We start from the raw sequence: 12,275 nt of genomic DNA on the forward strand, positions 1-12,275 counted from the left end.
CGGCGAGCGCGCTAAATAACGGGCAAATAACCCAAGCGCGCTGCGCCGGAAAACCACAGCCCAACGAACAAACCGAGATTTGGGCCGCCGGCAGCGGGAGGATGCGTTAGCATCCGTCGAAAGTCTTTTGGGTTCTTTTTCTTCAGAAAAAGAACAGTTCGAGGCGGTAAATCAATGACAATAAATGTACGTTAAACGATTTGTTATGAAGATATTAGTAGCGACCGAGAAACCATTTTCGAAACAAGCCACCGACGGCATCGCAGCTATTGCCCGCGAAGCAGGATACGAGTGCGCCTTACTCGAAAAATATACCTCCGTTGACGAACTGAAAACCGCCGTCGCGGACGCCGACGCGCTGATCGTGCGGTCGGACAAAGTGACAGCAGATGTAATTGCAGCAGCGCCGAAGTTGAAAATCGTGGTTCGGGCCGGGGCAGGGTATGACAACCTTGACCTGGCGGCCTGCACCGCACGCGGGATCGTAGCGATGAACACCCCGGGACAGAACTCCAATGCAGTGGCTGAACTGGCCATCGCGATGATGATCTTCATGGCCCGCAACCAGTTCACGCCGGGAACAGGAACCGAAATCAGCGGCAAACGGCTGGGGATCCACGCTTACGGAAACGTGGGGCGGATCGTGGCGCGGTACGGAAAGGCATTGGGGATGGAGGTATCTGCCTACGACCCGTTCATTACCGACCCGGCCATCTTCGCCAACGACGGAGTGAAGATGGCTTCGTCCGTGGCCGAACTGTACCGGAATAGCGACTACCTGTCGCTGCACATTCCGGCGACGGCAGAGACCAAGGGCTCCATCGGCTACGACCTGCTGATGTCGATGCCGAAGGGCGCTACACTGGTCAATACGGCCCGCAAGGAGGTGATCGACGAAGCAGGCTTGGCAAAGGCCTTGACGGAACGCCCCGATTTGAAATACATCACCGACATTTTGCCGGACACCGCAGCCGAACTGGCCGAGAAATTCGACAAACGTTTCTTCACCACCCCGAAAAAGATGGGAGCGGAGACCGCAGAGGCCAACGTGAATGCCGGATTGGCGGCGGCACGGCAGATCGTGTCGTTCCTGAAAGACGGAGTGACTAAATTTCAGGTGAATAAATAGACTTATGGTACAGATCAAACCTTTCAAGGGAATACGGCCGCCGGCAGCCTGGGCCAAAGAGGTCGCTTCGCGCCCGTACGACGTGCTGAACTCCGCAGAAGCCAAGGCGGAAGCGGGGGAGAAGTCGCTGCTCCATATCATCAAACCGGAGATCGACTTCGACCCGATCATCGACGAACACTCCACTCAGGCTTACGACCAAGCTGTGGCCAATTTTAAAACGTGGAAAGCAAACGGCTGGCTCGTGCAGGACGACAAGGAACATTACTACGTCTATGCCCAGACGATGGACGGACGGACGCAGTACGGCCTGGTGGCAGCGTGCCATTTTCAGGACTACGTCGACGGCAAGATCAAGAAGCACGAACTGACCCGGCCGGACAAGGAGGAAGACCGCATGATCCACGTGCGGAACCAGAACGCCAATATCGAACCGGTATTTTTCGCCTATCCCGCACAGGATGAGATGGATACCATCATCCGCCAAATTACGGCTTTGAAAGCACCTGAATATGATTTCGTTGCCGAGGGGGACGGGTTCGGCCATAAATTTTGGGTGATCGACAATCCGGACACGATTGCGCAGATTACAGAAATTTTTGCCCGAATTCCGGCTTTGTATGTGGCGGACGGACATCATCGGACAGCTGCCGCGGCGCGGGTAGGGGCCGAAAAAAAGGAGGCTCTTCTCAAAGCCGGGGGGACGTATACCGGTACGGAAGAATTCAACTATTTTCTGGCAGTGATTTTCCCGGACAACCAGCTGAAAATCATTGACTACAACCGAGTGGTGCGGGATTTGAACGGCTTGACGCCGGCACAACTCCTCTCAGCTTTGGAAGCCGATTTTATCGTGACGAAAAAAGGCAAAGAGATTTACAAACCGGCTGAATTACATGACTTTGCCATGTATTTGGACGGACAGTGGTACGAACTCAAGGCCAAACCCGGAACCTACGACGATAGCGATCCGATCGGGGTATTGGATGTCACGATCCTGTCGAATCTGGCATTAGACAAAATCCTTGGAATCAAGGATTTGCGGACAGACAAACGCATCGACTTCGTCGGCGGGATTCGGGGCCTCAAGGAGTTGGCCGACCGCGTGGACAGCGGGGAGATGGCCGTGGCGTTCGCTTTATATCCGGTCTCGATGAAACAACTGATCGACATTGCCGATACGGGAAATATCATGCCGCCGAAAACCACCTGGTTCGAACCGAAACTGCGGTCGGGACTGGTGATCCACTCGCTCGACGAGTAGAACGGAGCACAGAAGTTTGGATATCGAAATAAGTCGATCCTTAAAAAATAGGGTAACAGATCATTACCCTATTTTTTATGCTTTTGGCCTCCGTATCCGAACTCAAACTAGCCCCTGTGCCGAACAACATTCCGAGTACATTTGTACGTTAGTATTGAGCACAAACTCCAGAACATACGCCATGGCCAAAATAAAAGGAAAGATCGTCGTAGACATCGAACGTTGCAAAGGTTGCGGCGTCTGCATCGAGGCCTGTCCGACACAAACCATCGAACTGAACCCGCAAGTCAACTCCAAAGGGTACAACTACTGTTATATGGCAGCACCCGACGCCTGCATCGGATGCGCCGGGTGCGCCGTGGTATGTCCGGACAGCTGCATCGTCGTTTACCGCGAGAAAAAAGAAGCATAAGAGATGGAAGATATCAAACTGATGAAAGGGAACGAAGTGCTCGCCTACGCCGCTGTGCGGTGCGGGGCTGACGGCTACTTCGGATACCCCATCACCCCGCAGTCGGAGGTCTTGGAGACACTGACCGAACTGCGGCCTTGGGAGACCACCGGCATGGTCGTATTGCAGGCCGAGAGTGAGGTAGCATCGATCAATATGGTTTACGGAGGCGCGTCGGTGGGGAAACGCGTCCTGACCTCGACATCGAGCCCGGGACTCTCGCTGATGTGCGAAGGGCTCTCTTATCTGGCGGGAGCGGAGCTGCCGTGCGTCGTGATCGACGTATCGCGCGGCGGGCCGGGGCTGGGGACGATTCAGGCGTCGCAAGCCGACTATTTCCAGGTTGTGAAGGGTGGAGGACATGGCGACTACCGCATGCCGGTGCTGGCGCCGAACTCGGTGCAGGAGATGAACGATTTCGTGGATTTAGCTTTCGAACTGGCTTTCAAGTACCTGAATCCGGCCATGATTCTGGCTGACGGCGTGATCGGGCAGATGATGGAGAAAGTGCGGCTGAGCCCGCAAAAACCCAGACGCACCGAGGAAGAAATTCGTAAAGAATGTCCGTGGGCAGCCATCGGCAAGGGCGCACACAGGAAAGAGCGGAATATCGTGACGTCGTGCTACATCGATCCGGAGACCATGGAGCGGCACAACCACAAGTTGCAGGCGAAATACGAGCGGATGGAGCGCGAAGAGGTGAGGGTCGAAGAGATGGAGGTCTCCGATGCGGAGTATATTTTGGTGGCTTACGGCGCCTCGTCGCGGATCTGCGCCAAGGTGGTCGAAGACGCACGCGCAGCGGGATTAAAGGTCGGGCTGATCCGTCCGATCACCCTGTTCCCGTTCCCGAGCGAAGCGATCCGGCGGGCGGCACAGCATGCCAAAGGATTCCTCTCTGTGGAGTTGAGTATGGGACAGATGATCGAAGACGTGCGGATGGCGGTAGGGAACGCCGAAATACCGGTGCAACACTTCGGACGTACCGGAGGGATCATCCACTCGCCGCGCGAAGTCTACGAAGCCCTCAAGCAATTTATGACTGAAACTGGAGGATTGTAAGCTATGGCAGAGACACCTATATTCGAAATAGCCGAAACCGACGCCAATCGGGTTTACGACCGTCCGCGCTTGTTGCTGGACGCCACGATGCACTACTGTCCGGGGTGTTCGCACGGGACGGTGCATAAGCTAGTGGCCGAAGCGATCGACGATCTCGGCGCGGAGGACAAAGCCATCGGGATTACGCCGGTGGGATGTGCGGCTTTTCTGTACAACTACATCGACATCGACTGGATTCAGGCATCGCACGGGCGGGCGCCGTCGGTGGCTACGGCCGTGAAGCGGCTTTGCACCAACAAACTCGTCTTCACCTACCAGGGGGACGGCGATCTGGCGGCCATCGGGACGGCCGAAGCTATCCATGCGGCGAATAGGGGGGATAACATTGCGATTATCTTCATCAACAACGCGATATACGGGATGACCGGCGGACAGATGGCACCCACCACGTTGTTGGGGATGAAGACCGCCACTACGCCGATGGGACGGACGCCGGAGCTGAACGGTTATCCGTTCAAAGTGGCCGACATGCTCGCTTTGCTGGACGGGGTGACCTATGTGACGCGGCAGAGCGTCAATTCTCCGGCCAATGTGCGGCGAGCGAAGAAAGCGATTAAAAAAGCGTTCGAGAATTCCATCAACAACAAAGGATTCTCCTTCGTCGAGATCGTAGCGACCTGCAATTCAGGCTGGAAACTGTCGCCCGTGGCGGCCAATCGGTGGATGGAAGAGAACATGCACGCCACCTACCCGTTGGGGGATTTGAAAGACACGACCTCAGTAGGGGCGGCTGTTGAAAAATAACGACACACTATGAAAGAAGAGATCATTATAGCCGGTTTCGGAGGTCAGGGCGTTTTGTCGATGGGCAAAATTTTGGCCTACTCGGGCGTGATGCAGGGTCAGGAGGTGAGCTGGATTCCATCCTACGGGCCGGAGATGCGGGGCGGGACGGCCAACGTCACCGTGATTCTGAGCGACCGGAAGATCAGTTCGCCGGTCTTGCAGGAGTTTGACACGGGAATTGTGCTGAACCAGCAGTCGTTAGACAAATTCGAAGAGTCGATCAAGCCGGGCGGGACTTTGCTCTACGACCCGAACGGCATCACCCGGGCGCCGCGCAGAACGGATCTGGATATCTATACCATTGACGCGGCGGTCGAAGCGGCCCGGAGCGGGAATGCCAAGGTATTCAATATGTTCGTCTTAGGAGCTTTTCTGAAAATCAAGCCGTTGGTGACGATCGAAAATGTCATCGAAGGCCTCCGACACTCGCTGCCGGAGCGGGCACACAAGATGATACCGGCCAACGAGGCGGCTCTGCGCAAAGGGATGGAGTTGGTGAAAAAGGCGGAGTAACTCTTCGCCCCCCCCGCCTGAATCTCAAGATTTTGACCGGTTCAGCGACCGGCGCAAAATCGGGAACCGCACAATCCCATGTCCAATCGCCACCACACCGGTGGCGATTCCGATTTTGTAGTGCCACAGTCCGACAGGCGAGTGCATCCCTTTCACACCGAGCAGCACAAGCCCCGTAATCACCAAACCCGGAAACAGCAGCGACAATCCTGCCGTCCACTTACTCTTTCGGCCGATTCCGCCCCTGACAATCCCACGATACCAAGCCTGATGCGTCGTCACATGAAACACGACCGCAATCAAAAACGCGAGACTCGTCAAGATGTGCAGGAAAGTCCACACATGCCATCCTCCGTGGTGATGTCCATGCCCTACCGTATGCAATCCCAGTCCGGTGAAGAATGAAAAGGCAAAAGCCGGAATCAACACCCAATCGATCACAAAAATCCTTTTCATCGTTTCATTCAGAAAACATCCCGCTCTCCGCTATATTTTATGAAACAAAAATATGCCGAAACGCCTCCGCCGCCTCGCCGAACACGAAACGCCACCGCGTCGCAATCCCCATCACCAACGCCACGATCAACAGATACATCAGTTTTTCGTTCATCGAATGCCCCTTCCACCACCGTGTCACCCGATTTCCCATACCTTTTTCGTTAATGAAACGCCACGATACCCGCCGCCATCACCGCCATCCCGATAATCAACCCCCAGATCGCCACATGGTGCTCGCCGTACTCATGCGCCGCCGGCAGCAACTCGTCCAGCGAGATATAGACCATAATCCCCGCAATCGCCGCGAAGATATAGCCCAGCATCTCCGGCGTCAGGAACGGCGCCAAAATCAGATACCCGACCACCGCTCCCACCGGTTCCGCCAACCCCGAGAGGAACGAAAATTTAAACGCCCGCTTCCGGCTCCCCGTCGCATAGTAGACCGGCACAGAAACCGCAATCCCCTCCGGGATGTTGTGAATCGCAATCGCCACGGCGATCGCCAGCCCCATCCGCGGATCCTCCAGCGCCGCCATAAAAGTGGCGATCCCCTCCGGAAAGTTGTGAATCCCGATCACCAGCGCCGTCATCAGCCCCGTCCGCATCATGTGCTTCGGATTGGCCAGCCGCCCTCCGTCCCGATTCCGCAACTCCAGCCGCATACTTTCGACACTGCGCACCTCGTGCGGGTTCTCCACTGACGGCACCAGCCGGTCGATCAGAGCGATAAATAGAATCCCTCCGAAAAAAGCCGCCGTCGTCGCCACCCCTCCCCAATGCTCGCCATAGCCCTCGCCGAGGATACGCATCGACTGCGGAAAAAGATCCACAAACGACACATAGATCATCACCCCCGCCGAAAAACCCAGCGCAAACGACAGAAAACGCCGATTCGTCCGCCGGGCCAACAGAGCGATCAGGCTGCCGATCCCCGTCGAGAGACCGGCCAGCAGCGTGAGTACAAAAGCTGAAATTACATTCGATTCCATGCGTTACATTCGGTTGATTTTCCATGGAGCGAGCCCGCTCCCGACAGCGCATTCCAGCAAATTTCGCGCAAAATCGACCGCTTTTCGCCGGACGGGCGAAAAGCGCCGCTCTCTTTCCCAATCAACCTCCGTCCGCCTACCGCACCCGGTTTTTGAACTCCACCGAGGCCAGCTCTTTATTGGCCTGCGCAATCTTATCCGCCAGTTCAGACTTGAACTTCAGCATTTTGGCCTGCAACTCCGGTTCGCCCGTCGCAATGATCTGCATGGCCAGAATCGCCGCATTCTTAGCCCCGTCCAGCGCCACCGTAGCCACCGGAATGCCCGACGGCATCTGCAACATCGAGAGGATGCTGTCCCACCCGTCGATCGAATTGGACGACTTGATCGGCACCCCGACCACCGGCAGCGGCGTCAGCGCAGCGACCACCCCCGGCAAATGCGCCGCGCCGCCCGCACCCGCGATGATCACCTTCACCCCCCGCGTATGAGCGTTCCGGGCGAAATCGAGCACCAGATCCGGCGTGCGATGCGCCGAGAGGGCATTGATCTCGAACGGGATGCCCATTTCGTCCAGGAATTTGGCCGCCTCGGACATGATCTTCAAGTCCGATGTGCTGCCCATGATAATCGAAACTTTCGGTTGCATAGGAATAGGGTATTTATTTCGTATTTTTGCGAAAGTATAAATTTTTCGGCAAAACGCCTACACCCGCAGTGACTTCCGAAACCGAAACGATAACGATCCGCGACCGCCGTTTCCGGCCCTACCTCTCCGGCGACGCGATCCGGAGCGCGATTTCGCGCCTTGCCGCGACGATCAACCACGACTATGCCGACGCCGAACGACCGTTGCTGCTGGTCACCCTCAACGGCGCTTTCGTCTTTGCCGGGGAGCTGTTCCGGCAGCTGGAAGGGCCGTTCGAAGTCGCTTTCGTCAAACTCGGCTCATACGGCGCGGGCATGACCTCGTCGGGAACCGTATCGGTCGATGTGCCCATTACGGCAGCGGTCGAAGGGCGGGACGTGCTGATCGCCGAGGACATCGTGGAGACGGGCAGAACCATCGGCACGCTGTACCACATGCTCAGTGAGCGCGGGGTGCGAAGTGTGCGAGTGGCGACTTTGCTCCTGAAACCGAGCGTCTACTACCGACAGACCGAACAGTCGAACCCGCTGCGGATCGACTACGCCGCTTTCGAGACCGAACCCCTCTTTCTGGTCGGCTACGGGATGGACTACGACGGGGCCGGGCGAAACCTCGGTGCGCTCTATGCCGTTTGCGACAACGAATAACATGACAGATCACACGCATATGGACGATCTTCTGGACGGCGGCCGCCTGCTGCCGCTGGTCGAAGACTTCTACACCATTCAGGGCGAGGGGTACCACGCGGGTAAACCGGCCTACTTTATCCGATTGGGGGGGTGCGACGTGGGGTGCCGGTGGTGCGACGCCAGATTCACCTGGAACGCCCGGCTCTATCCGCCGACGCCGGTGACCGAGATTGTCGAGCGGGCGGCGGCCTTGCCGGCACAGGCCATTGTCATTACGGGCGGCGAACCGACCTTGTATCCACTCGAACCGCTCACCAGTGCACTCAAGGCGAGGGGGCTGGAAATTTTTATCGAAACGTCGGGAACCAACCCGCTGTCGGGTACGATTGATTGGGTGTGTCTTTCGCCGAAGCGGCAACAACCGCCTTTGACCGAAGTACTCCTGCGGGCGGACGAACTCAAGGTCATTATCGAGACCGAAAAGGATTTGCAATGGGCCGAAGAGAATGCCACGCAGGTTTCGACGCATTGCCGCCTCTACCTGCAACCCGAGTGGAGCCGCTATCAGGAGATCACCCCCGTGCTGGTGGAGTATGCCAAAGCCGATCCGCGGTGGAACATCTCCATCCAGACCCATAAATTCATGCACATTCCATAGTACTATGTTCACATTCGAAGCATTTTCGGATTTCGTCCGTTCGCTGACCCCGACGATTCGGGAGACGGTCGAGAAATACATCGGTCGCGTCCAAGTGGAGTACAAATCCGACCGCTCGCCGGTGACGCTGGCGGACAAAGAGATCGAACAGTATATCGTCTCGCAGATCGAAACCCGTTTTCCGGGCGGCACGATCGTGGGCGAGGAGAGTGGCACGCATCCGGCGACCTCGCCCGACACCGAATCGCAGGTCGAATGGATCATCGACCCAATCGACGGCACGAAAAGTTTCATCCACGGCGTCCCGCTGTTCGCCACCCTGATCGGCATTATGGTCGGCGGGAAAGCGGTTTACGGTGCCATCTACAACCCGTTGCTGGACGACCTGATCGTGGGCGACAACCGGGTGGCGCTTTGGAACGGCGTGCCGACACGGATGCGCGACTGTGACTCGCTGGCCGGCGCGACTTTGCTGACCACCGACCTGCTCGACATCGAACTGCATCGGAACCTGCCCTCCTTTTTAGAGCTGGCACGCGAATGCCGACTCCTGAGGACGTGGGGCGACGCTTACGGCTACTGCCTGCTGGCGACGGGCCGGGCCGATATACTGGTAGACCCGATTATGAGCCGGTGGGACATCGCCGCCCTGATTCCGGTGATTCGCGGAGCCGGCGGAACCATTACCGATTACTACGGCGGCGAGCCGGAGACGGGCGATTCTATCATCGCCTCCGCACAGGCTTTGCACGAGACCGCGATCGCTATGCTGAACAAATAACCGCCCTCGGGTTTGGTCAGCGCAGGAAAAAGCACTATCTTTACGCCACATTCAACGTTCGGGGTGTAGCGCAGTCCGGTTAGCGCACCTGCTTTGGGAGCAGGGGGTCCCAGGTTCGAATCCTGGTACCCCGACAATCGAGAGGGGGTGGAATTTCCTAAGGAAATTCCACCCCCTCTAATTTTTTCACTGCCGAATTACCGTACCCGGAAAGTCGCCAGCACCCCCTTGTGATCCGTCGGCCAGTTATCCGTCGCCGGCAGCAGGAACGGGTCTTGCGAATGCTCCACCATCCGCCTCCCCCGCTGCACCGAGCCCCGCGGCCCGAAAATCGTCACCTCCCGCAACTTCAGCCGCTTGTCCGGCCGGTAGAAGATGAAATCGATCCGCTCCCGCTCATCCGCCTTGGGCGCCCACAGCAACTGGCGCATCTCCGCCCCCGGACAGTCCGCCGGATAGGTATAGCCCGGATGGGTCACCGGATTCGGATATTTCACCCGATAGGCATCCGCGTATCCCGCTCCGTCCAGCAGCGTCGTCACCGTCCACGGCACCACCATTCCCCGATGATCGGCACTGTCGCGCGTCGCCTCCGTCCAGTCCAAATGCGACGGCTCGTTGAAATCGCCTCCCAGCAAAATCAGATGGCCCGCCGCCGCATCCCGGGCCGCATCGGCCAAGAATAACCGGATCGCGTCGTCCCGCTGCGACGCCACATTATCCGCCAGGATGCTCGCCAAATCGGTATCCGGCTCCGGCAACTCCGCCCACGTGCTCCCGTCGTATCCCCGCACCCGATAGTAAGCGCAATTCCGATAGTCCAGATGGATCGTATAGACGCTCACCTTTTGCCCTTCCGGCAGGGTAGCAACCAATTTGTACATACTCCCGTGGTCGTCTTTCTCCGGAAAGATCGTCACGCTGTCCGAAATCGGGAAGCGGCTCAACAGCCCCGAATCTTTGCTTTTGAACGAATAGTAGTTCTTTCCCTTCGCCCGCAACGACTCGACGATCCGGTCGCAAAAACGGGTGCCGTTGTAGTTCCGCACCTCGCTGAGCATCACGAAATCAGCATCGGCATACTCGATCTCGCTGACCAGTGCGTCATAACCGCCGGGCACAGCCGTTCCCTCCTGCCAGATATTGATTTGCAATACTTTGAGTTCTCGCGCAGCGGCAAGGCCTACTCCCCAAAGCAGGCCGACCAAACAGATGAAAAAACGTCTCATTTTTCTATGTTTTACTTTGTCATTCGAATTTTTACCTCCCTTTGCCTACCTCTCATCGGGCCCCGCCCCGGGCTACCGCGAACGTTCCAATGGTGAACTGGTAGGTCCCGGCGGATACGGGTACAGCTACTCTGCTTCGTTCAACAATTCCCACTGTTTTTGGCTCGACTTCAAACCAACATGGCTCAATCCCAGCCATACGCACGGTCGTACCCACGGTTTTCAGTTGCGTTGCCTCTCGGAATAAATGGGAGGCAGAGGCATTTAGGGTAGAGGCTGCCAGTAAAACGCCCTGTGGGCGCGCCCCGGGCTTCCGCCACCCCACGGACGGCGCGTTCAGACTCATCGGCGGCAGCGGTTCCCACTGGTCTTGTTCTGCCAAAGATACTTATGGCATAAGTGCAAGTTTCGGCATGTCATGGTTCGACACCACCACTTCTGACACCCGCGCCCACGGTCTTCCGTTGCGCTGCCTCTCGGAATAAACGGAGTATCTATTCCGTCAAATGTTCCACCAGCACCTTCACGCCGATCAACACCAAAATCACCCCGCCGACCAGCTCCGCCCGCCAACCGATCCGATCCCGACTGCGTCGCCCCAGCAGCAACCCCGCCAACGAAGCCGTCAGCGTCACCGCCGCAATCACCAAAACCGCCGCCAACATATTGATCCACTGCGAATCGCTCGGCACGATCGTCAGCGGCAACATCGCCATCGCCACCCCCGCCACCACGGCATCGATACTCGTCGCAATCCCCAGCGTCACATTCCGCCCCCAACCGAACAGCTGCTCCGCCTCGCCGCCATCCTCCCCCTCGTCCGTTCCGAAAGCGTCGAAAATCATCTTCCCGCCCAACACCGCCAGCAGCACAAAAGCCACCCAATGGTCATACGCTTCGATCGCCGCCCGAAAATTCGCCGCAACCGTCCATCCGATCAGCGGCGCCACGCCCTGACACACAGCCAATACCACCGCAAAACGAAACATCCGCCCCCGCACCGCACCCTCCTCCTGCACTGCCATCCCGCACGAAAGCGATACGGCAAACGAGTCGAAACAGAGACTCAGAGCCAGCAATAACAGAATCGTCAAATTCATATCATTCGATTATTTTCGAAAACCCTCCTCATCGTCAGCCAGTTCCAACTGCAAAATCGGATACGGTTTCCCCTCTCCGTCAAAATCCGATCGCCCCCTGCGGACGAACCCCATCCGGCGATAAAATCCCTCCGCCTGCGTGTTTTGTTCATTGACCTCCACCCGGCTGCAACCGAGTTCGTCGACCGCATAGCGTACCAATCGTGCGCCGATTCCCCGCCCACGCCACTCGGGAGCGATGAAAAGCATCTCGATACTCCCCGTCGCCCCGGCCGTCCCGAGAAAAGCCACGATCCGCCCTCCGTCGTCCCGTGCCGCCACCAACCGCACCGCCCGCAGATACCCCGGCATCCGTTCCCGATAGAACAGCCGATTCGCCTCCGACAGGAAATCGTGCGTCGCCCGCACGGAAGCCTCCCACAAAGCAATCAAGGCAGGATATTCCGCCTCTGTCACCGATGTCAATTCCATATTTTC

The 12,275-nt window shown here is 57.5% G+C and carries 17 protein-coding genes and 1 tRNA gene; 11 read left to right on the top strand and 7 right to left on the bottom strand.

Annotated features, from left to right (window positions below; genetic code table 11):
• The first annotated feature begins 205 nt into the window (after nt 1-205).
• The 6 genes from QZ302_RS00285 to QZ302_RS00310 all read left to right on the top strand — a co-directional run bounded on the left by QZ302_RS00285 (nt 206) and on the right by QZ302_RS00310 (nt 5,265).
• A complete protein-coding gene (locus QZ302_RS00285; RefSeq protein WP_294591215.1) occupies nt 206-1,129 on the top strand; it encodes a 3-phosphoglycerate dehydrogenase in 924 nt (307 codons plus the stop codon).
• A gap of 4 nt (nt 1,130-1,133) precedes the next feature.
• Nucleotides 1,134-2,393, top strand: a complete 1,260-nt coding sequence (locus tag QZ302_RS00290) for a DUF1015 family protein (protein WP_294591217.1) — start codon at nt 1,134-1,136, stop codon at nt 2,391-2,393.
• 181 nt (nt 2,394-2,574) lie between these two features.
• Nucleotides 2,575-2,805: a 4Fe-4S binding protein gene (locus QZ302_RS00295; protein WP_294591219.1), complete on the top strand. Its 231-nt coding sequence runs from the start codon at nt 2,575-2,577 to the stop codon at nt 2,803-2,805.
• A 3-nt stretch (nt 2,806-2,808) separates the two neighbouring features.
• Nucleotides 2,809-3,906, top strand: a complete 1,098-nt coding sequence (gene vorB / locus QZ302_RS00300; protein ID WP_294591221.1) for a 3-methyl-2-oxobutanoate dehydrogenase subunit VorB — start codon at nt 2,809-2,811, stop codon at nt 3,904-3,906.
• 3 nt (nt 3,907-3,909) lie between these two features.
• Nucleotides 3,910-4,710 carry a thiamine pyrophosphate-dependent enzyme gene (locus tag QZ302_RS00305; RefSeq protein ID WP_294591223.1) on the top strand — a complete coding sequence of 267 codons (801 nt, stop codon included), beginning with the start codon at nt 3,910-3,912 and terminating at the stop codon, nt 4,708-4,710.
• A gap of 9 nt (nt 4,711-4,719) precedes the next feature.
• Nucleotides 4,720-5,265, top strand: coding sequence for a 2-oxoacid:acceptor oxidoreductase family protein (locus QZ302_RS00310; RefSeq protein WP_294591225.1), 546 nt, complete (start codon nt 4,720-4,722; stop codon nt 5,263-5,265).
• A 24-nt stretch (nt 5,266-5,289) separates the two neighbouring features.
• Here QZ302_RS00310 and QZ302_RS00315 read toward each other — a convergent pair whose 3' ends face one another.
• The 4 genes from QZ302_RS00315 to purE form a co-directional block, all read right to left on the bottom strand.
• Nucleotides 5,290-5,721, bottom strand: a complete 432-nt coding sequence (locus QZ302_RS00315) for a hypothetical protein (protein WP_294591227.1) — start codon at nt 5,719-5,721, stop codon at nt 5,290-5,292.
• A gap of 37 nt (nt 5,722-5,758) precedes the next feature.
• The gene (locus tag QZ302_RS00320) at nt 5,759-5,914 is read right to left on the bottom strand and encodes a hypothetical protein (RefSeq protein WP_294591229.1); all 156 of its coding nucleotides are present in this window, start codon (nt 5,912-5,914) and stop codon (nt 5,759-5,761) included.
• A 10-nt stretch (nt 5,915-5,924) separates the two neighbouring features.
• The gene (zupT, locus tag QZ302_RS00325) at nt 5,925-6,752 is read right to left on the bottom strand and encodes a zinc transporter ZupT (protein ID WP_294591231.1); all 828 of its coding nucleotides are present in this window, start codon (nt 6,750-6,752) and stop codon (nt 5,925-5,927) included.
• Between the two features lie 136 nt (nt 6,753-6,888).
• Nucleotides 6,889-7,401 carry a 5-(carboxyamino)imidazole ribonucleotide mutase gene (gene purE, locus QZ302_RS00330; protein WP_294591233.1) on the bottom strand — a complete coding sequence of 171 codons (513 nt, stop codon included), beginning with the start codon at nt 7,399-7,401 and terminating at the stop codon, nt 6,889-6,891.
• Nucleotides 7,402-7,469: 68 nt separating this feature from the next.
• Between purE and QZ302_RS00335 the strand changes: the two genes are divergently transcribed.
• From QZ302_RS00335 to QZ302_RS00350, 4 genes are all read left to right on the top strand, one after another.
• Complete coding sequence (locus tag QZ302_RS00335; protein ID WP_294591235.1) at nt 7,470-8,048, top strand: phosphoribosyltransferase family protein; 579 nt, start codon at nt 7,470-7,472, stop codon at nt 8,046-8,048.
• Nucleotides 8,049-8,067: 19 nt separating this feature from the next.
• Nucleotides 8,068-8,688: a 7-carboxy-7-deazaguanine synthase QueE gene (locus QZ302_RS00340; RefSeq protein WP_294591237.1), complete on the top strand. Its 621-nt coding sequence runs from the start codon at nt 8,068-8,070 to the stop codon at nt 8,686-8,688.
• Nucleotides 8,689-8,692: 4 nt separating this feature from the next.
• On the top strand, nt 8,693-9,469 hold the full coding sequence (locus QZ302_RS00345) for an inositol monophosphatase family protein (RefSeq protein WP_294591239.1): 777 nt from the start codon (nt 8,693-8,695) through the stop codon (nt 9,467-9,469).
• Nucleotides 9,470-9,528: 59 nt separating this feature from the next.
• Nucleotides 9,529-9,603, top strand: a tRNA-Pro gene (locus QZ302_RS00350).
• A gap of 63 nt (nt 9,604-9,666) precedes the next feature.
• Here the strand turns inward: QZ302_RS00350 and QZ302_RS00355 are convergent.
• Complete coding sequence (locus tag QZ302_RS00355) at nt 9,667-10,698, bottom strand: endonuclease/exonuclease/phosphatase family protein (protein ID WP_294591241.1); 1,032 nt, start codon at nt 10,696-10,698, stop codon at nt 9,667-9,669.
• A 16-nt stretch (nt 10,699-10,714) separates the two neighbouring features.
• Between QZ302_RS00355 and QZ302_RS00360 the strand changes: the two genes are divergently transcribed.
• Entirely contained in the window at nt 10,715-10,945 is a 231-nt protein-coding gene (locus QZ302_RS00360) for a hypothetical protein (RefSeq protein ID WP_294591243.1), read from the top strand.
• Between the two features lie 247 nt (nt 10,946-11,192).
• On the opposite strand, the gene QZ302_RS00365 is transcribed toward QZ302_RS00360, so the two are convergent.
• Together QZ302_RS00365 and QZ302_RS00370 are read right to left on the bottom strand one after the other, a co-directional pair.
• Nucleotides 11,193-11,798, bottom strand: a complete 606-nt coding sequence (locus QZ302_RS00365; protein WP_294591245.1) for a manganese efflux pump MntP family protein — start codon at nt 11,796-11,798, stop codon at nt 11,193-11,195.
• Nucleotides 11,799-11,807: 9 nt separating this feature from the next.
• The gene (locus tag QZ302_RS00370) at nt 11,808-12,269 is read right to left on the bottom strand and encodes a GNAT family N-acetyltransferase (protein WP_294591247.1); all 462 of its coding nucleotides are present in this window, start codon (nt 12,267-12,269) and stop codon (nt 11,808-11,810) included.
• Between the last annotated feature and the right edge of the window lie 6 nt (nt 12,270-12,275).

The sequence above is a fragment of the uncultured Rikenella sp. genome (genome assembly GCF_910579375.1).
GTDB lineage: Bacteria > Bacteroidota > Bacteroidia > Bacteroidales > Rikenellaceae > Rikenella.

Bases quoted from the DNA above. Each gene is read 5' to 3' on its own strand.
- QZ302_RS00285 (WP_294591215.1), top strand. From the start codon at position 206: ATGAAGATATTAGTAGCGACCGAGAAACCATTTTCGAAACAAGCCACC.
- QZ302_RS00290 (WP_294591217.1), top strand. From the start codon at position 1,134: ATGGTACAGATCAAACCTTTCAAGGGAATACGGCCGCCGGCAGCCTGG.
- QZ302_RS00295 (WP_294591219.1), top strand. From the start codon at position 2,575: ATGGCCAAAATAAAAGGAAAGATCGTCGTAGACATCGAACGTTGCAAA.
- vorB (WP_294591221.1), top strand. From the start codon at position 2,809: ATGGAAGATATCAAACTGATGAAAGGGAACGAAGTGCTCGCCTACGCC.
- QZ302_RS00305 (WP_294591223.1), top strand. From the start codon at position 3,910: ATGGCAGAGACACCTATATTCGAAATAGCCGAAACCGACGCCAATCGG.
- QZ302_RS00310 (WP_294591225.1), top strand. From the start codon at position 4,720: ATGAAAGAAGAGATCATTATAGCCGGTTTCGGAGGTCAGGGCGTTTTG.
- QZ302_RS00315 (WP_294591227.1), bottom strand. From the start codon at position 5,721: ATGAAAAGGATTTTTGTGATCGATTGGGTGTTGATTCCGGCTTTTGCC.
- QZ302_RS00320 (WP_294591229.1), bottom strand. From the start codon at position 5,914: ATGGGAAATCGGGTGACACGGTGGTGGAAGGGGCATTCGATGAACGAA.
- zupT (WP_294591231.1), bottom strand. From the start codon at position 6,752: ATGGAATCGAATGTAATTTCAGCTTTTGTACTCACGCTGCTGGCCGGT.
- purE (WP_294591233.1), bottom strand. From the start codon at position 7,401: ATGCAACCGAAAGTTTCGATTATCATGGGCAGCACATCGGACTTGAAG.
- QZ302_RS00340 (WP_294591237.1), top strand. From the start codon at position 8,068: ATGGACGATCTTCTGGACGGCGGCCGCCTGCTGCCGCTGGTCGAAGAC.
- QZ302_RS00345 (WP_294591239.1), top strand. From the start codon at position 8,693: ATGTTCACATTCGAAGCATTTTCGGATTTCGTCCGTTCGCTGACCCCG.
- QZ302_RS00355 (WP_294591241.1), bottom strand. From the start codon at position 10,698: ATGAGACGTTTTTTCATCTGTTTGGTCGGCCTGCTTTGGGGAGTAGGC.
- QZ302_RS00365 (WP_294591245.1), bottom strand. From the start codon at position 11,798: ATGAATTTGACGATTCTGTTATTGCTGGCTCTGAGTCTCTGTTTCGAC.
- QZ302_RS00370 (WP_294591247.1), bottom strand. From the start codon at position 12,269: ATGGAATTGACATCGGTGACAGAGGCGGAATATCCTGCCTTGATTGCT.